This is a genomic window from Kitasatospora sp. NPDC114501 (assembly GCF_055633695.1).
On the sequence record NZ_JBVKDS010000014.1, the window covers coordinates 1 to 17915 of the forward strand.

At 72.8% G+C, this 17915-nt stretch carries 13 protein-coding genes; 8 read left to right on the forward strand and 5 right to left on the reverse strand.

Features of this window, described 5'->3' with window-relative positions; all coding sequences use genetic code 11:
• From ACZ7RU_RS24965 to ACZ7RU_RS24995, 7 genes are all read left to right on the forward strand, one after another.
• Positions 1 to 2942 (forward strand): SDR family NAD(P)-dependent oxidoreductase (locus tag ACZ7RU_RS24965; protein WP_470343187.1); only part of this gene is annotated, 2942 nt, incomplete at its 5' end.
• Between the two features lie 45 nt (positions 2943 to 2987).
• Entirely contained in the window at positions 2988 to 3839 is an 852-nt protein-coding gene (locus ACZ7RU_RS24970) for a 3-hydroxyacyl-CoA dehydrogenase family protein (RefSeq protein ID WP_470343188.1), read from the forward strand.
• 29 nt (positions 3840 to 3868) lie between these two features.
• Positions 3869 to 4120, forward strand: coding sequence for an acyl carrier protein (locus ACZ7RU_RS24975; RefSeq protein ID WP_470343189.1), 252 nt, complete (start codon positions 3869 to 3871; stop codon positions 4118 to 4120).
• Between the two features lie 84 nt (positions 4121 to 4204).
• Positions 4205 to 5410 (forward strand): class-II aminoacyl-tRNA synthetase family protein, encoded by a 1206-nt coding sequence (locus ACZ7RU_RS24980; RefSeq protein ID WP_470343190.1) that lies wholly within the window; start codon positions 4205 to 4207, stop codon positions 5408 to 5410.
• Positions 5411 to 5412: 2 nt separating this feature from the next.
• On the forward strand, positions 5413 to 8094 hold the full coding sequence (locus ACZ7RU_RS24985) for a condensation domain-containing protein (protein ID WP_470343191.1): 2682 nt from the start codon (positions 5413 to 5415) through the stop codon (positions 8092 to 8094).
• 277 nt (positions 8095 to 8371) lie between these two features.
• Positions 8372 to 9766 (forward strand): alpha/beta fold hydrolase, encoded by a 1395-nt coding sequence (locus tag ACZ7RU_RS24990; RefSeq protein WP_470343192.1) that lies wholly within the window; start codon positions 8372 to 8374, stop codon positions 9764 to 9766.
• A gap of 450 nt (positions 9767 to 10216) precedes the next feature.
• Entirely contained in the window at positions 10217 to 10627 is a 411-nt protein-coding gene (locus tag ACZ7RU_RS24995) for a VOC family protein (RefSeq protein ID WP_470343193.1), read from the forward strand.
• A gap of 53 nt (positions 10628 to 10680) precedes the next feature.
• Here ACZ7RU_RS24995 and ACZ7RU_RS25000 read toward each other — a convergent pair whose 3' ends face one another.
• The 4 genes from ACZ7RU_RS25000 to ACZ7RU_RS25015 all read right to left on the reverse strand — a co-directional run bounded on the left by ACZ7RU_RS25000 (position 10681) and on the right by ACZ7RU_RS25015 (position 15936).
• On the reverse strand, positions 10681 to 11583 hold the full coding sequence (locus ACZ7RU_RS25000; RefSeq protein ID WP_470343194.1) for a trypsin-like serine protease: 903 nt from the start codon (positions 11581 to 11583) through the stop codon (positions 10681 to 10683).
• 157 nt (positions 11584 to 11740) lie between these two features.
• The gene (locus ACZ7RU_RS25005; protein ID WP_470343195.1) at positions 11741 to 12634 is read right to left on the reverse strand and encodes a S1 family peptidase; all 894 of its coding nucleotides are present in this window, start codon (positions 12632 to 12634) and stop codon (positions 11741 to 11743) included.
• 308 nt (positions 12635 to 12942) lie between these two features.
• A complete protein-coding gene (locus ACZ7RU_RS25010) occupies positions 12943 to 15105 on the reverse strand; it encodes a bifunctional polysaccharide deacetylase/glycosyltransferase family 2 protein (RefSeq protein ID WP_470343196.1) in 2163 nt (720 codons plus the stop codon).
• 45 nt (positions 15106 to 15150) lie between these two features.
• The gene (locus ACZ7RU_RS25015) at positions 15151 to 15936 is read right to left on the reverse strand and encodes a hypothetical protein (RefSeq protein ID WP_470343197.1); all 786 of its coding nucleotides are present in this window, start codon (positions 15934 to 15936) and stop codon (positions 15151 to 15153) included.
• A 419-nt stretch (positions 15937 to 16355) separates the two neighbouring features.
• Here ACZ7RU_RS25015 and ACZ7RU_RS25020 point away from each other — a divergent pair, with 419 nt between their 5' ends.
• The gene (locus ACZ7RU_RS25020; protein ID WP_470343198.1) at positions 16356 to 17126 is read left to right on the forward strand and encodes a GPR1/FUN34/YaaH family transporter; all 771 of its coding nucleotides are present in this window, start codon (positions 16356 to 16358) and stop codon (positions 17124 to 17126) included.
• Between the two features lie 135 nt (positions 17127 to 17261).
• On the opposite strand, the gene ACZ7RU_RS25025 is transcribed toward ACZ7RU_RS25020, so the two are convergent.
• Entirely contained in the window at positions 17262 to 17894 is a 633-nt protein-coding gene (locus ACZ7RU_RS25025; RefSeq protein ID WP_470343416.1) for a response regulator, read from the reverse strand.
• Between the last annotated feature and the right edge of the window lie 21 nt (positions 17895 to 17915).

Genomic DNA, 17915 nt, shown 5'->3' on the forward strand with positions numbered 1-17915 from the left:
CCTCACTCCCCCACAAGCGCGACCGCCGTACTGCCACCGAGATCATCCAGCGCACCCTCGGCAGCCTCTGGCTCACCGGCACCACACCCGACTGGGCTACCTACTTCGCCCAGCAGCAGCGCCGCCGCATCCCCCTCCCCACCTACCCCTTCCAACACAAGCGCTACTGGCTGGAGCCCCAGGTCCCGCAGGCCGCGGTCCGGAACATCCCCGGCCCGCACCCGCTGCTGGACCAGGTCCTGCTCCGGACGATGGGCCAGTCCGTCTTCCTCACCGAGTTCTCGCTGGAACGGCACTGGGTGCTCTCCGAACACAAGCTGCTCGGAGAGGCGATCGTCCCCGGAACCACCTACCTGGAGATGGCCCGCGCCGCCGCCTCGCTGCACTTCGGCCGACCGGTCACCGAGCTCCGCGACGTCACCTTCCTCGTGCCGCTGCTGGTGCAGGAGGGAACCCCGCGCACCGCGCACACGACCGTCCGCGAACTCGGCGACCTTCAGGCCGAGTTCACCGTCGCCAGCCACGACCCGGCGAGCGACCGCTGGACGGTGCACGTCCAGGGCACGGTCAGCGTCAGGCCGCACGCCGCACCCGCGCCGCAGCAGGATCCGGCAGCTCTGCGTGAGCTCTGCTCGCTGGAGAGCGTGGACATCGCCCGGCGGCAGACCGAGCACAAGGTGATGGAGTTCGGTGACCGCTGGCGGAGCAGCCTCCCGACCGTGCACGTCGGCATCCGGGCCGCCCTCGGCGTACTCGACCTGCCCGGGCGGTACCGGGCCGAGTGCCAGGACCACCTCCTGCACCCGACCGTGCTCGACCAGGCCACCGGCTTCAGTGGATTCGCCGTCCTGGAGACCCCCGATGAGCGTCGACTCGCTCTCGGCGACCGGGACTTCTTCCTCCCGGTCGGCTACGACTCGCTGCTCCTGCACGGCCCGCTGCCCGCTCGGGGCCTGAGCTTCGTCCGACCGCATCCGGGCTATGTGAACAACGCCGAGTTCCGCAAGGTCGACGTGGTGATCTGCGACGAGTCGGGGGCCACCGCCGCCGAGATCCGCGGCTTCACCGTCAAGCGCGTCACCGACGCCAAGCGCACGGTCGCCCAGCTGCGCCCGCACGCCCGTCATCACACCCTCCGCTGGGTCCCGGCACCGGCACCCGAGGAGCCCCAGGCCGCACCCGCCCGGGTCCTGGTGATCGGCGAACAGGGCGGCATCGGGGCCGAGCTGAGCGCCGCACTGCGCGCGCACGGCGTCAGCGTCACCGAGGCGACCCTCGCGGACCGATGGCGGCAGTCCGCTCCGGACCGGTACGAAGTGCCGCCCACCCAGGAGGGTTTCGGCCGGCTGCTGGACGCACTCGGTGCGGAGCTCCCGGACGAGGTCGTGCACGTCGCAGCCCCTGCCGACGGCGGCGTCCAGCAGGACCTGGCGGTTCTGGAGGCCAGGCTCGACCACGGCGTCCACAGCCTGTTCCACCTGGCCCACAGCCTCTCCGAGCGCGGCGTCGGCCCGGCCAGGCTCAGCGTGGTCGCCCCCTCGGTGGCCCGGGTGACCGGCACCGAGCCCGAGACGGCCGCGGTCCACGCGACGCTCTTCGGACTGGCGAAGGTGATCGGCCAGGAGTACGAGAACACCGACGTGTTCTGCCTCGACATCGCCGGCGACACCGGCGCCGAGGCCGTCTGTGCCGAACTGCTCGGAGCCCGGACACCCGCCACCGTCGCGCTGCGCGACGGGCTCCGCTACGTCGCGGAGCTCGCGCCGGTGCAGCTGCGGGAGCAGCCGAGGTCCGCGCCGGTGCGCCCGGGCGGGGTGTACCTCATCACCGGCGGCCTGGGCGGACTCGGACTCGCGGTCGCCCGCCATCTGAGCCGCTCGGGGCCGGGGGCCCGGCTAGCCCTGGTCAACCGCACCGAACTGCCGCCGCGCGAGCGGTGGGACGAGGTCACCGACGCCAAGCTGCGCGGGCAGATCGAGGCACTGCGTGAACTGGAGCGGAACGGCGCCGAAGTCCGCAGTTACTCCGGTGACGTCACCGACCTGACGGCCATGGAGGGAGTCGTCGCGAAGATCCGCGCCGATCTCGGCGCGATCGGCTGCGTCGTCCACGCGGCCGGTGTCGCCGGGGACGGCTTCCTCTTCCGCAAGGACGCGGAGACCTTCCGTCGTACTCTGAACCCCAAAGTGCTCGGCGCCACCGTGCTGGACCTCGTCACCCAGGACGATCCGCCGGACTGCATGGTCAACTTCGGTTCCACGGTGACGATCTTCGGCGCGGCCGGGCAAGGCGACTACACTGCCGCCAACAGCTACCTGGACCACTTCGCCGAGCAGCGCTCCGCGCGCGGCCGGCGGACGGTGACGGTCGACTGGAGCGACTGGCTGGAAACCGGCATGGCCTTCGACCACGGAGTCCAGCAGGACCAGGGCTTCTTCCGGTCGGTGTCGGTCGAGGACGGTCTCAGCAGCTTCGAGGAGATCCTCGCCTCGGCCTGCACCCCGGTGATCGTCGGCGAGGTCAACTACCGCAAGCTGGGCGGGTCCGGCGAGCTCACTGAGCTGCTGCGTCGCGCGCCGCTGGTGCTGGCCGTCCCGATCCAGCAGGCCATCGCCGCGGCCCGCGGCAGTGCCGGCGAATCCGCCGCGCCGTCGGACGGCACGCCGTCCGACGGCGAGCCGAAGCTCTTCGGCAAGGAGAGCGGCGAGTTCAGCGACACCGAGCGCGCGCTCGCCCGGATCTGGGCCCGCGAGCTCGATCTCACCGAACTCAACGTGCATGACACCTCGTTCGCGCTCGGGGTGGACTCGCTGGCCGCACTGCGGATCGCCCAGAGCATCCAGAAGGTCATGGACATCCGGGTCTCCATGGTCGACCTGTTCCGCTATGTCACGATCGCGGATCTCGCCGATCACCTGGACACCAGGGACGCCCGGGCCTGACCAGACACCCCCACCCCCCTTCTACCCCGCAAAGGTGGTATCCCCGTGAGCATCCGAACCGTAGGCGTGATCGGCGCCGGCACGATCGGCCGCGGCGTCGCCCAGTCCTTCGCGGAGTCCGGGTTCGAGGTGATCCTCGTGGACATCTCACCGGCTCAGCTCGACAGCGCGCTGGCCCAGATCGGCCGTGACCTGCTGGTCCAGCCGATGCTGCTCGGCAAGCCGCCGAAGGAGGACGCCGAGACCGTCCTCGCCCGGATCACCACCGGCACCGAGCTCACCTCGCTGGCCGACGCCGACTTCGTGGTCGAGAACGTCGTCGAGGACTGGGACGTCAAGCGCACGGTGTACGAGCAGATCGACACCATCTGCCGCCCTGGAGTGATCTTCGGTGTGAACACCTCGGCCGTGCCGATCACCCGGGTGGGCTCGGTCACCGGGCGACCGGCCGAGATCCTCGGGCTGCACTTCATGAACCCCGTCCCGATGATGGACACCGTCGAGGTCGTCCGCGGCCACTTCACCGGCGAGGAGACGCTGAACACCGCGCTCGGGCTGCTGTCGGACATGGGCAAGGAGGGCATCGTCGTCCAGGACGCCCCCGGCTTCATCACCAACCGGGTCCTCATGGTGACCATCAACGAGGCCATCTTCTGCGTCCAGGACCAGATCGCCTCGGCCGAGGACGTCGACAAGATGTTCCGCGGCTGCTTCGGCCACAAGATGGGGCCCCTGGAGACCGGCGACCTGATCGGCCTCGACACGATCCTGAACTCGATCACGGTCATGTACGAGAGCTACAAGGACAGCAAGTACCGCCCTGCCCCCCTGCTCCAGAAGATGGTCGACGCACGACTCCTGGGCCGCAAGACCGGCCAGGGCTTCTACACCTACTGATCATCGAACTACCCAAGGAGAAACCTGATATGACGAACGACGACGTGCGCGCCCGGGTCCGCGAGTTCCTCGCCCCGCACCTGGCCGGCCAGCCGCTCGCCGACAACGACGACTTCTTCGCCCTCGGCTACGTCAACTCTCTCTTCGCGATGCAGCTCGCGCTCTTCGTGGAGAAGGAATTCGCCCTGACCCTCGGCCCGGCGGACATGGACTTCGACAACTTCCGCACGGTCGACGGTCTCGTCCGCCTGGTCACGTCGCGGACGGCTACGGCGGTCTAGGGGCGTGTCTGCGGACGCGCGGCGGCCACGCCGCCGCGCGCCGGCCCGTTCGACCGTTCTCCCATCGGCGAGGAAAGAACCACGATGACGCACCCCGACGAGGTCCTCACCCGGATCGACCTTCACAGCCCGATCCCCGCAGCGCTGGCCGCCGAGATCGAGCGCCGACTCTTCTTCGTGTCGCCCGAGATCACCGGCTTCCTGGTACCCGTGGAGGGCGACGAGGTGCGCTCCGTGACCCTCCGCTCCGAGCAACCGCTCCCGCACGACGCCCTGACCGAGAAGGTCAACTCCATGGTGGACAACGACGTCCGGAGGCAGTGGGTGACGCCGGCCAAGGCCGTCTGGACCTCGCCGCACCAGCGCATCCCGCACCAGGACGTCTTCGAACTCCTCTCCGAGACCGGCGCGGTGACGGAGGTCGGTGAGGGTCAGGTCGCCGTCGGCGAGCCGCTGCTCTCCCTCTTCACCTACTTCGACCGGGCCGTCTGCGACCTGCTGGCCGAGGACCACGAAGTCCGGGAGTACCGTTACCCGACTCTGATCAGAACGAAGGCGCTGGAGACGGCGGGCTACTTCAAGGCCTTCCCGCAGCACCTGATGTTCGTCACCAGGCTGCGCAACGACCTGGACGTCTACCGCGCCTTCCAGGAGCGGCAGGCCGTCACCGGCATCGACTCCGCGGTGCTGGGCTCCTGCGGCAACGTCGACTACTGCCTGCCGCCCACGATGTGCTACCACACCTTCAGCCAGTACAGCGACCGCACACTGGACGCGGGCCGGCTCCACGTGGTCACCTCGCGCGGCAAGTCGTTCCGCTTCGAGGCGGCGTACGCCACCAGCCTGGAGCGGCTCTGGGACTTCACCATCCGGGAGATGGTCTTCATGGGCTCCCGGGAAGACGTGCTGGACTCCCGTGAGCGCTTCATGCGGAAGGTCTTCGCCTTCGTCGAGGAGCTCGGCCTGAGCGGCTTCTGCGAGGTGGGCAACGATCCGTTCTTCTGCGGCGCGGACACCTCCGAACGGATCTGGTCCCAGCGGCTGATGGAGCTCAAGTACGAGCTGCGGCTCCAGGTCGCGCCCGGGAGGACGATCGCCGTCGGCTCCTTCAACTTCCACGACGACCTCTTCGGCAAGGCCTTCGGCATCGACCACGGTGCGAACGGCCCGACCCGGAGCGGCTGCGTCGGATTCGGCCTGGAGCGGCTCGTCTACGCCTTCCTCTGCCAGTACGGCCTCGACACCACGGCGTGGCCCGCCCAGGTCCGCACCGCCGTCAGCGGGAGCTGACCATGGGTGAGAAGAAGGGCCGCGCCCCGCGAGGCCACCGGGAGGAGATCCTCTGCGCGGTGTTCGCCCAGGTGCTCGGGCTCGACCGGGTCACCATCGACGACTCCTTCTTCGAGTTGGGCGGCCACTCCCTGCTGGCCACCCGGCTCGCCGGCCGCATCCGGGCCGCCCTGGACGTGGAGGTCCCGGTCCGGACGATCTTCGAGGCCCCGACCGTCGCCCGACTCACCGAGCACCTGGAGCAGGGCTCCGGCAGCCGGCGCCCGCCACTGCGCCGCCGGGACCGTCCGGCGGAGATCCCGCTCTCGCAGACCCAGCGGCGCCTCTGGTTCCTGAACCGCCTGCACGGCGCGGCCGGACACTACAACATGCCGATGGCCTACCGGCTGCGCGGCGACCTCGACCTGTCCGCCCTGCGACTCGCCCTCGACGACCTGGTCACCTGGCACGAGAGTCTGCGTACCGCCTACCCCGACTGGGACGGCCGCCCCCAGCAGGTCGTCCTGGACCCGGACGAGGCTCCGGTCGAGCTGCCGGTCGACGGCGTCACCGAGGCAGGCCTGTCCGAAGCGCTGAGCGCTGCGGCCGGTCACGCCTTCGACCTCACCGCCGAGACGGCACTACGGGCCCGGCTGTTCCGGCTCGCCGCGGACGAACACGTCCTGCTCCTGACCGTCCATCACATTGCCTGCGACGGATGGTCGCTGCTCCCGCTGATCCGCGATCTGGCGCTCGCGTACGCCGCGCGCCGCCTCGGGCAGGAGCCGGCCCGGCCCGAACTACCGGTCCAGTACGTCGACTACACGCTCTGGCAGGACGATCTCCTGGGCGCCCCGGAGGACCCGAACAGCCTGGTCAACCGCCAGCTCTCCTTCTGGAAGAGCGAGTTGGCGGGAATGCCCGACCGCCTACGGATCGATGTGGCGGCCCCGCGTCCGGACACCCCCTCACACCGGGGCGGTCGAGTCCCCTTCCACGTCACCCGGGCGACCCACCGGGCACTGCACCAGCTGGCGCGGGAGACCGGCACCAGCGTCTTCATGGTCGTGCAGGCCGCCCTTGCGACCCTGCTCACCAGACGCGGAGCCGGCACCGACATCGCCATCGGCATCCCCACCGCCGGGCGCACCGACGAGGGCCTCGACGACCTGATCGGATTCTTCGTCAATACGCTGGTGCTGCGTACCAGGACCGACGGCGACCCGACCTTCCGGGAGCTGCTGTTCCGGGTGCGCAGCACGGACCTGGCGGCCTTCGCCCACCAGGAGGTGCCGTTCGACCATGTGGTCCAGACCATCAACCCGCCGCGCTCCCCCGCGTGGCACCCGCTCATCCAGGTGATGCTCGCGTTCCAGAACAACGCGAGCGCCGAGCTCCACCTTCCCGGCCTGGAGGTCCGGACCGAGCCGGTGACGGAGGGGATCACCCGCTTCGACCTCCGCTTCGAGCTGTTCGAGGGCTTCACCGAACAGCGGAGACCGGACAGCATCGACGGCAGCCTCACCTACGCCCTCGACCTGTTCGTCCCCGTGGAGGCCGAGCGGCTGGCCCGGGAGTTCACCGAGCTGCTCGACGCCGTGGCCGCCGCTCCGGGTCTGCGGCTGAGCGAACTCGGCGGGGCAGCCGTCCATGAGCTGACCAGCAGCCCGTCCGCCGGGCCGGTGCCCTCCGCTGCGGACGGCACCCGGATCGCCTTCGTCTGCTCCCCCTACGGCCAGCAGTGGGTCGGCATGGGGCGGACCCTGTTCCGCACCGAACCCGCCTTCCGCTCGGCCCTGGAGGAGTGCGACGGCGAGCTGGCCCGGCACACCGGATGGTCCCTCGTCCACGAGCTCTTCCTCGACGAACCCGAAGCCAGGACGAACGACGTCGGCGTCATGCAGCCCATCGTCTTCGCCGTCCAGGTGGGCATCGCCCGCTGGCTGGAGGAGGCGGGCGTCCGGCCGGCCGCTGTCACGGGTCACAGCGTCGGCGAGATCGCCGCCAGCGTCATCGCAGGCATCCTCGACCTGCCGGACGCGGTCCGGCTCGTCCACCACTACAGCGATCAGCAACGCCGCGTGGCGAGCCCGCACAGCGGCATGGCCGTGGTGGAGCTCTCGGCCGTCGACCTCTCACAGCACCTGCGAGGGCTTGAGGGGAGCGTGTCCGTCGCCGCGCGGAACGGCCCCCGGACCACCGTGCTGGCCGGTGACCGGTCCGAGTTGGAGGCCATCGTCGCCCAGCTCCAGGCCGCGGACGTGCTGTGCGCGATGGTCCGAGTCGACCTGCCGGCCCACAGCCCGGCGATCGATCCGATCCTGGCGGACCTCGAACGGGCCATAGGCGAGCTCACCCCCAGGCCCGGCCGTATCCCGATGATCTCCTCGGTCACGGGGCGAGCTCTTGACTGGCAGCAGGCCACCGCTGGCTACTTCGCCCAGAACCTGCGGAAGCCCGTCCTGCTGGCCGACTCCACCGCCGAGCTGCTGACGGGCCATGACGTACTGGTCGAGGTCAGCGCCCACCCGGTGCTCGCCCCGGCACTGTGGCAGAGCGTCGAGGAGTCCGGTTCCGCCGCAACCGTCCTGACCACCATGCGCCGCGGCCAGGACGACCGGACGGGCCTCATCGAGGCACTCAACGCCCTCGAACAGCTCGGCGTGAAGGTGGACACCCCGGTCCGGCGGACTCGGTCGGCGTAGATCCGACACGCGAACCCCTCAGCCACCCGCTGACCCTGAGGATCTACCGCACCACGGCCAACCGGGAGTGCTTCCCTCCCGCCGATCGGACCGCCGGAGGCCGCCGCCCCGACCTGACCGCCGAGAGGACGGTTCCGTCCCCCTCGCTGGGCCGTCCGGGTCCTGCCGGTTCGTTTCCGGTCGAATCCCGTCCTCGGTGCTCGCCGCCGAAGTGCCCTGGGGTGCAGGCTGTTTGGGTGCCGCGTCAACCCGGACACGGCAGGACGGAGGGACGAAGATGACGAGTACGCGCGGTCGCGTGGCCGCTCTGCTGGGCGCCGTCGCCATGGTCGCCGGCACCACCCTGTCCACCACGCCCGCCCTCGCGGCGCAGGACCGACCGGCCCGCCCCGGCGGCGGGATCACCGGGCAGGCGCCGTGCCCGGACGCACCCGAGTTCATCTGCGGGACCCTCACCGTCCCGTTCGACCACAGCGGCGCCGCGCCCGGCACCCTCGACCTCCAGGTGGCCTTCACCGGCACCACCACGGCGCCCAAGGGCGACCTGCTGTTCCTCACCGGCGGCCCCGGCCAGCCCGGCGTCCCGACGATCAAGCGGATGGCGAGCAAGCTGGAGCCCGTCCTCAAGGACTACCGCCTGGTGGTGTTCGACCAGCGCGGCACGGGCCGGGGCGCGCTCCAGTGCCCGGGACTCCAGGAGGACATGGGCTCCTCCGACCTCGCCGTGCCGCGCAAGCAGTCGGTCGCCGACTGCGCCGCCGCCCTCGGCCCGGACGCCCGCCACTACAGCACGGCGGACACCGTCGCCGACATCGACCTGCTGCGCCGCGCCCTCGGCGCCCGGCGCCTCACCCTGGACGGCGTCTCGTACGGCACCTTCGTCGCGCAGCGGTACGCCCTCGCCCACCCGTCGCACGTCGCCCGGCTGGTGCTCGACTCGGTGGCGCCGCGCCGGGGTTTCGACCCGCTCGACCTGGCCGCCATGCCCGCGACCGCCCGGGTCCTGCGGGCCGCCTGCCAGGCCACCGGCTGCACCACCGACCCGGCCGCCGACCTCGCCGCCACCGTCCGGCGGTACGGCAACGGGACGCAGATCCTGAGTGCGCTCACCGGCTACGAGTTCATCGACCCCGACTTCGGCGGGGTCCCGGAGATCCTGCACGAGGCCGCCAACGGGCAGCCCGCGAAGCTCCAGGACTTCTTCGAGCTCGTCCACCGGGAGGTCGACGCCGCCCCGGCCGAGGAGCTCAGCCAGGGACTGCACTCCGCCACCCTGTGCGCCGACTCGCACTTCCCGTGGGGCACCACCGACACCCCCGTGGCCGGCCGCGCGGCGGCGCTGGAGCGCACCCGGCAGCAGCTGACCGCCGAGCAGACCTGGCCGTACGACCCCGCGACCGCGACCGGGATCGGCAGCCTCCTGGTCTGTCTGGACTGGCCGCGCGAGCAGGTGCCGCCGACCCCGTCGGACCACCGCAAGCTGCCGAACGTGCCGGTGCTGCTGCTCGGCGGTGACCGGGACCTGGCCACGCCGTACGAGGTGCTGTACGAGCTGGCCGAGATGGCGCACGACCCGCAGATCGTGATCGTGCCGGGGGCGGCGCACTCGGTGCAGAACCGGGCGGAGAACCCGGCGGGGCGGCAGGCGGTGTACGACTTCCTGTTGAAGTAGCGGCCGGGAGGCGGCGGTCAGCCCGTCAGGAGCGGCGGCGCGGCCGAGGCGCGGGGCGCGGCCGTCGTCGGGCTGTTCGAGGTAACCGCCCAGCGTGTTGGCGACCTCGGCCAGGGCGCGGGCACTGAAGAGCACCGGCTGGTGGCCGGCGATGTCGTAGTCGGTGGCGAGCACGGCCGTGATGTCGAGCGGTCGGACGCGGGCCCGCGCCGGCCGTCGGATCTCCCCGCAGGAGGAGAGCAGGGCCGCCCCGTAGGCCTCGGACGTGCCGTCCTGCTCCGGGGTCGTACGTCGAAGGTACCGGTCGGAGCCGTTCGGTACTCGGCACGCAGGCGTAGGACCAGCGCCCGATGGCACGCGGTCACGTGATCCCTAGGCTCGCTGTCGTCCAAGCCCGAGAACGCGGCCGCCGGCCCACGCCCGGCCCGCCCGATGACGAGGTGCCACGAAATGCCGGCTGACTCCACCGCTCACATCCGCATGGCCCGGCCCTCACGCGATCTCCGAGCGGCGGAACGCTTCTGGGTCGCGGGCCTCGGCCTCGACGTCCTGTACCAGCACGCGGCGGACGGCACCCCCGGACGGAGCTCACTCCTCATGGTCGGCTGGCCCGGTGCCGGCTGGCATCTGGAACTCGTGCACGATCCCGCCGCTCCCGTCGAGCCGCGGTCGACCCCCGAGGACCTCCTGGTCGTCTACCTCGGCGAGCCGGTGCCCGACTCCCTCGTGGAACGGCTGGAGCGGCACGGCGGGAGGCGGGTGCCGGCTCACAATCCGTACTGGGACACCTGGGGTGTGACGTTCCAGGACCCCGACGGCTACCTGCTGGTGCTGTCCACCCGCGCCTGGTCCGACTCGTAGCCGTACCCGGAGGGCCGTCGACCGGACCCGCGGGCCCGATCGACGGCCCTCCGTCAGGGAAGCGCGACGAACGGGGCGAGGAACCCCCGGGCGACCGGTGTGTCGAGTCGGTACGCGACGTTGGTCGCGTAGCACGGCCCGTCGCCCGTGACGGTCGTCGCGACCAGCAGGGTCCGGCCGTCGATCGTGGCGAAGTTCGGGCCGCCGGAGTCCCCGTAGCAGGCGCCGCCGTTGCCCTGCGGCGCGGTCATCGCCAGCCGCACCCACGGGGCGTTGAGCGCGTCGAAGCCCACCGGCGCCTTCATCCGCACGCCGCCGCCCGGGTGCGTCTGGCCGCCGGGGCCGCGTCGCGCCTCCTGGGTGCCGTAGCCGGCGACGGTGAACGGGGTCGCGTCGAGCCGCTGCGGCCCGAGCGCGCCGAGCCGGCCCTCGGTGGGCAGCGTGGCCGGGGTGAAGGTCCAGCGCGCGGCCACCTCGGCCGCCGGCAGCTGGATGACGGCGATGTCGTGCGGGTCCGAGGAGGGCCCCGGGTAGGCCGGGTCCTGATGGGCGGTCCCCTCGACGGCCACCGCCGCGGCGACGGCCGACGGGTCGCCGGGGTGGGCGGCCCGGGCGGCGTCCAGGCCCGCCTGGACGTCCTGGTCGAGCGAGACGTGGAAGCGGGCGCCGGCCGGCCAGTCGCTGGTGCAGTGCGCGGCGGTGAGGAAGGTGTCGGCGTCCACCATGGTGCCGGTGCACATCCAGTCGACCCGGTCCGGGGTGGCGGGGTCGCCGTCGTCGTCCCACTGCACCACCAGGGCGCCGACCTCGGTGCGCTCCGGCGCGGGTGAGGCGTTGTAGGAGTTGATCGCGGCGGCGGGCGTCGTTCCCGTGACGAGTGCGCCGGCGGCGAGCACTCCGGCGAGGGCGGCGCCGGCCGCCCGTCCGAGGGCTGCGGGGAAGTCGGTGATCGGCACTGCTGGGAGCTCCCTTCCGGGCCACCGGAACCTCCGGCGGCCCGCTGCTCGGCACCCCAAGGTGCCGTCGGACGGATGCCCGACGCCGCCCGGCCGGCCCCGGGCGCCGCACGCGGCCGGGGATCCGGCCGGGCGGGCCGGAGGTGTGGCGGTCGGGTCAGAAGACGCTGACGCCGTACTGGGCGAGTGCCTCGTTGGCCGGTTGGAAGAAGGTCGTGCCGCCGGTGGTGCAGTCGCCGCTGCCGCCGGAGGTGATGCCGAGGGCCTTGGTGCCGTCGTACAGCGGGCCGCCGGAGTCCCCGGGCTCGGCGCAGACGTTGGTCTGGATCATGCCGCGGACGGTGCCGCCGTCGGCGTAGCGCACGGTGGCGTTGAGCCCGGTGACGGTGCCGCCGTGGGTGCCGCTGGTCGACCCGCTGCGCTTGACCGACTCGCCGACGTAGGCGTCCGGGGCGGAGGAGAAGCCGCCGCTGTGGCTCACGGCGCTGTTGTCGTAGCGGACGAGCGCGTAGTCGTTGCCCGGGAAGCTGGAGTTGACGGTGGCGCCGATCAGCGTGGTGTGACCGGAGTTGGTGTACCAGGTGTTCGCGACGTTCCCGCAGTGGCCCGCGGTGAGGAAGTAGTAGGTGCTGCCGCTCACCACGTTGAAGCCGAGCGAACAGCGGTACTGGCCGCCGTAGATGGCGCTACCGGCCGCGAGCAGCGGGCGGAGGGTGCCGGGGGTGCGCTGGACCGTCAGCTTGGCCGCGTCGGGGCCGGCGGCCTGCCTGATCCTGGCGATCGCGTCCGGCGACACGGTGCCGTCCGCCGTGACGACGACGCGGTCGGCCGCCTGGTCGACGTACCAGGCGATGCCGTTGACGTCGGTCCGCTGCACGGCGTCGCTCACCGCCGCCAGCCGGGCCTGGCCGGTGGACGGGGCAAGGGCTGTCGGGGCGGCGACGGCGCTCGGCGCGGCGACCGCGGTGGCGGACAGCAGGCCGACGACGGCGGCGAGCAGCCGGGTGGTCCTCGGGGTGCCGGTGTGGGGGGTGGTGCGCGTGGTCCTCACTGGGTCTCCTCCTGGGAGTGAGAGGCCCCCTGAGGGTGTGGGGGCCGTGAGGCGCGATCAGGGAGTGCGCGGACACCCGCCGGTGCCCATGGGGAACCACCGCGGATGATCTGCCCCTGACAGGCGCTGACGGGAAGTATGGGCAGGCCCGTGGAGCGGCACAAGGCCTCGGACGCGGCCTGCACACCATCTCGACAACCCTCGGCCACCGCTGGGCAAGGCCGTGCCCGAACGGGCCTTTCCCCCGATGGAGTTCCGGTCCGGATGCCCCGACACAGGTGCTCCGCCCGGCTGGTGACCCGCCAGGCTCAGCCCCCCGCGGGCACCCGGAGCGTTCCGTACCGCTGCATCCGCTGCCAGCGCAGGCGGGACCCCGCGAGCGCGGTGAAGACCGAGTGGATCACCACCAGGTACATCAACTGCCGGTAGACGAACTGCTGGAGCGGCAGGCTCCACAGCGGCCCGAGCCGTTCCTTGTCGAGCCGGAACGCGTAGGCGCCCATCAGCACCTGGACCAGCAGGAACGCCGCCCACAGCCCGACGATCCGCACCGGGTCGAGGAAGACCAGTCCGTACAGCGCGAAGACGTCGACCACCGGCGCGAGCAACGGCAGCAGGACCTGGAACATCAGCAGGTAGAGCAGCCCCCGACGGCCCAGCTTGCCGGCCTGCCCGCCCTGGACCAGCGCGCCGCGGTGCTTCCACATCGCCTGGAGGGTGCCGTAGCACCAGCGGTAGCGCTGCCGCCACAGGGCGCTCAGCGAGGCCGGGGCCTCGGTCCAGGCCTTGGCCCGCTCCTCGTAGACCACCCGCCAGCCGGCCCGGCAGAACGCCATGGTGAGGTCGGTGTCCTCGGCGAGCGTCTCCTCGCCCACCCCTCCGACCGCCAGCAGCGCCGAGCGGCGGAAGGCGCCGACCGCGCCCGGCACGGTGGGCATGCACTCGGCGAGGTCGAAGAGCCGGCGGTCCAGGTTGAAGCCGACCACGTACTCGATGTGCTGCCAACGGCCCAGCAGCCCACCGCGGTTGATCACCTTGGCGTTGCCGGAGACCGCGCCGACCGACGGGTCGGCGAACGGCTGCACGAGGTGCCGGACGGCATCCGGCTCGAACACGGTGTCACCGTCCACCATCACCAGCAGCTCCGCCCGGGCGGCCGCGATCCCGGTGTTGAGGGCGGCCGGCTTCCCCGCGTTCTCCTGGCGGATCACCCGGGTGTACGGCAGGTCGAGCGACTCGACCAGGTCGGCGGTGCCGTCGGTGGAGCCGTCGTCGACCACGATCACCTCCACCGGATGGTCGGAGGCGAGCAGCGACCGCAGGGCGGCCTCGATCCCGGCGGACTCGTTGTACGCGGGCACGATCACGCTGACCGGTTCGGTGACCGGCGCTCCCCAGCGGCGACGGCGCAGCCGCCGGTGCCGGCGCGCGGCCACCAGGACGGCCACGGCGCGCAGCACGCTGATCGCGCCCGCCGCCCACAGCAGCCAGCCCAGGGCGGTGAGCGTCCAGTCGCCGCCCCGGAGGATCCAGATGAACGCCGTCCCCTGGAGGCGGTCGGCGGTCCCGGCCGGGTGGACCGGGTCGGACAGGCCGACCGCCTCGCTGACGGTGGCGAAGCGCAGGCCGCGGGCCTTCAGCCGGGGCAGCGCGGTGGTGAGCGCCGCCACGGTCTGGGAGCGGTCGCCGCCCGCGTCGTGCATGAGCACGATCCGCCCCGGGCCCGCCGGAGCGTCGTCGAGCGTCCGCGCGATCCGCGCGGCCCCCGGCAGGCGCCAGTCCTCGCTGTCCTGGGTGGTGAGCACGGTCAGGTAGCCGGCGCGCCCGGCCTCCCGCACGGCGTCCCACGCGCGGTCGTCCAGGGCGTCCGGGCTGGAGGAGTACGGCGGCCGCAGCAGGGAGCTGGTCACCCCGGCCGAACCGGCCAGCACGAGCTGGGTCTCGCGCAGCTCCAGCGAGCGGCGCCAGTCGGGTGCGGCGCCGAGGTCGGTGTGGGTGAAGGTGTGCACGCCGATCTGGTGGCCCTCGGCGACGATCCTGCGGACCAGGTCCGGGTGGGCGGCGACCTGGGTGCCGACCACGAAGAAGGTGGCGTGCACCCCCTCGCGGCGCAGCACGTCGAGCACCTGCGGGGTCCAGGTCGGGTCGGGGCCGTCGTCGAAGGTGAGGGCGATGGTGCCGGGCTTCGGGGCGGCGCTGCGCGGCTGCGGGCCGGCGGCGTCGATCACCGGACCGCCGTCGAGGACGGGCGCCGGCACGGTGTTCGCGCTCGTGCGCGTGGCCGTCCCGTCAGGGCGGTCGTCGAAGCTGTGCTGGGTGTACCCCTGGAGCAGCAGGGCGCCGGAGAGGGCGAGCAGCAGGGCGGTGAACAGCACCCAGTGGGTGCGCAGCGGGCGCTGCCTCACCAGGGCGCGCCGGCCTCTTCCGGGACGGTCGGGGGCTGGGGCTCGTCGTCGGCGGGCGCTGCTCATGGGGCTGCTTTCGGTGTGCGGGTCATGAATCGTGGGCGGGGCGGGTCAGGGCTTGACGGGTTTGTTGCCGGAGTTCCCCGGCTGGCTGGTGGGGCGGCCGTGCCCGGGCATGGGCGTGGCACCGGGCGGTGCGGTCGGCGGTGCCGTGGCGGTGGCGACGGGTGCGGGCGAGCCGGCACCCGCGGGGGCACCCGGCAGGCCGGCGGCCGGTTCGGCCGGCGCGCCGGTCGGCCGCGCGTTACGGTCCCCGGCCGGGCCTGCGCCGGTCTGGCGGGCGGGGGCGGCCGTGGGTGGCGCACCGGGCGGGGCCGCGGCCTCCGGGGCGGCGGAGGGCGCGTCGGACGGGGTGGCCGCCCGGGCCGGCGCGCTCGGCGCGGCAGGCTGGGGGATCGGGAGGAACGGCGCGCTCACGGTGGGGCCACCGAGCAGCGTGCTGGCCAGCAGGACGAGGTACCCGCCCGCCGGCACGGCCAGCACCATCCCGAGCCGGCGGATCCGGCGCTGACGGCGTCCGGAGGCGTCGACGAACACCGGCGGCGGGACGGGCGCGGGCTCGGACGAGGGCTCGGGCGCGGGCGCGGGCTGCTGGTCCACGGCGTCGGCGAGGACGGGCAGCTCGGCGGTGGGCGGGTCCTGCGCCTCGGCGGGCCACGGCCGGTGGTCCAGGGGAGCGGCCACGGGGGCGAAGTGGTCGGCCGGGGCGCCGAAGCGGTCGGCCGGGGCGACGGCGGGAGGTCCGCCGACCGATGGGCCGTGGAAGTACCTCGGGACCAGCGGAGGCTGAGGTTGTTCCTCGGCGGTCGGCCACGGGCCGTACGACGTGACGGGCACGATGTCGTTCCAGGGGTTGTCGGTTCACAGGGCTACCACGGCTGCGCCCGTCGATCACGGCGGACCGGACGGTGAGGTGGTCGTACCCTGTTCAGCGCCGACTCCCGGCCCGCTGTCACACCCCGGCGGCCGAGGGCAGGCGCCCGGTGCCGGTGGCACGCGGCACCGGAGGGTCCTGTCGGGTCACTGCCCGGGCTCGCGGCCTTGGCCCGCCGTCTTCTTCCGCCGGGCCTTCCTCTTGCGTGCGCTTGGCCAGCGCGGTCCGCTGTCCCTCCCGCGGGCACGGGGACGACAGGAGTCGTACGCGTCGGGACGAACCCGCCCCCGGCCCCGCTCATAGCCTCCGAAGCGATGAGGGCCCGCCGCTCTGCCGGCGCCGGCCCCGAGGACGCCGAGTACCGAGAACGAGGAGCGAGTCGATGGTGGCAGTGGTGAGGGAGGACGAGCGGGTGCGCGGGCCGGGCCCGGCGGTGTCCGGGACGGAGACGCCGGCGAGCCCGAGCCCGGAACCGGAGGCCGGGTCCGGGGCCGAGCCGGACCTGCACGCCATGACCCGGATCACCCTGCGGCCGATCGCCTCGCCGATGCCGCTGGGCTTCTTCACGGTGGCCATCTCCTCCGCCGTGACCAGCAGCCTTCAGCTCGGCCTGATCGACGCTGCGAACCGGCAGGCCGTGGCGCTCACGGTCTTCTCCGCCTTCGTGCTCCAACTGCTGGTCAGCATCCTGGCCTTCGGCGCCCGCGACGTCATCGCGGCGACCCTGATGGCCGGGTTCGCGGGCGCCTGGCTGGCCAACGGCCTGGTCACCGCCACGGATGCGCACGGCGGGGCGCAGGTGCTCGGCGTGATGAACCTGGCGTTCACGGTCTTCGCGGCCCTGATGGCCTCGGTGGCCAGGCCGAAGCGGGTGCTGTGGGTGCTCCTGATGATCGCCGTGCCGCGCTACTTCGTCGCCGGCCTCCACGGCGTCTCGGGCGTGGCCGCTCTGGGCCACGTCGCCGGCGCACTCGGCATGCTCCTCGCCGCGGTCGCGATGTACGCGGCCTACGCCCTGATGCTGGAGGAGCTCCGGGGCCGGGAGGTCCTGTGGATCGGGCGCACGGGGCCCGTGCGGGACGCCATGCGGGCGGGACTGGGCGGCCAGCTCCAGCGGCTGGAGCGGCAGGCGGGGGTGCGCCGCACCCTGTAGCCGGCGAAGCCGGGGCGGTCCGGGGGATCGGACCGCCCCGGCTCGACCGGGTGTCAGTCGAGGTCGGCGCCTCAGGCGAGGTCGGCGCCGCGGTCGGCTGCCAGGTCGGCGGTAATGGCGGCGAGGCGGTCGCCCTCAGATCCGGAGGAACTCCAGCACCGCCAGCACCCGCCGGTGGGTCTCCTCGGCCGGCGGCAGGTCCAGCTTCATCAGGATGTTGCCGATGTGCTTGCTCACCGCCGCCTCCGACACCACCAGCTCCCGGCAGATCGCCGCGTTCGACCGCCCCTGGGCCATCAGTGCCAGTACCTCCCGTTCGCGCGGGGTGAGCCGCTCCAACGGGCTGCGGCGGCGGCGCAGCAGCTGCCGCACCACCTCCGGATCCACCACCGTGCCCCCGGCGGCCACCGTGCCCAGGGCCGCCACGAACTCCTCGATCTGCCCGATCCGGTCCTTCAGGAGGTAGCCGACCCCGGAGCCGTCCCCCGCCTCCAGCAGCCGGGCCGCGTACGAGTGCTGGACGTACTGGCTGAGCACCAGGACGGGCAGCCCGGGGTGGCGCTCGCGCAGCGCGAGGGCCGCCCGCAGCCCCTCGTCGCGCTGGCCCGGCGGCATCCGCACGTCCGTGACCACGAGGTCCGGCCGGTGCTCCGCGACCGCCGTCCGCAGCGCCTCGGCGTCCCCGACGGCGGCCACCACCCGGTGCCCGAACCGTTCCAGCAGGCCGATCAGGCCCTCGCGCAGCAGGACGCCGTCCTCGGCCAGCACCACCCGCAGGCCGTCCGTCGT

Coding starts and splice junctions, on each gene's coding strand:
- ACZ7RU_RS25020 (WP_470343198.1), top strand. CDS start 16,356: ATGGTGGCAGTGGTGAGGGAGGACGAGCGGGTGCGCGGGCCGGGCCCG.
- ACZ7RU_RS24980 (WP_470343190.1), top strand. CDS start 4,205: ATGACGCACCCCGACGAGGTCCTCACCCGGATCGACCTTCACAGCCCG.
- ACZ7RU_RS24990 (WP_470343192.1), top strand. CDS start 8,372: ATGACGAGTACGCGCGGTCGCGTGGCCGCTCTGCTGGGCGCCGTCGCC.
- ACZ7RU_RS25010 (WP_470343196.1), bottom strand. CDS start 15,105: ATGAGCAGCGCCCGCCGACGACGAGCCCCAGCCCCCGACCGTCCCGGA.
- ACZ7RU_RS24995 (WP_470343193.1), top strand. CDS start 10,217: ATGCCGGCTGACTCCACCGCTCACATCCGCATGGCCCGGCCCTCACGC.
- ACZ7RU_RS24985 (WP_470343191.1), top strand. CDS start 5,413: ATGGGTGAGAAGAAGGGCCGCGCCCCGCGAGGCCACCGGGAGGAGATC.
- ACZ7RU_RS24975 (WP_470343189.1), top strand. CDS start 3,869: ATGACGAACGACGACGTGCGCGCCCGGGTCCGCGAGTTCCTCGCCCCG.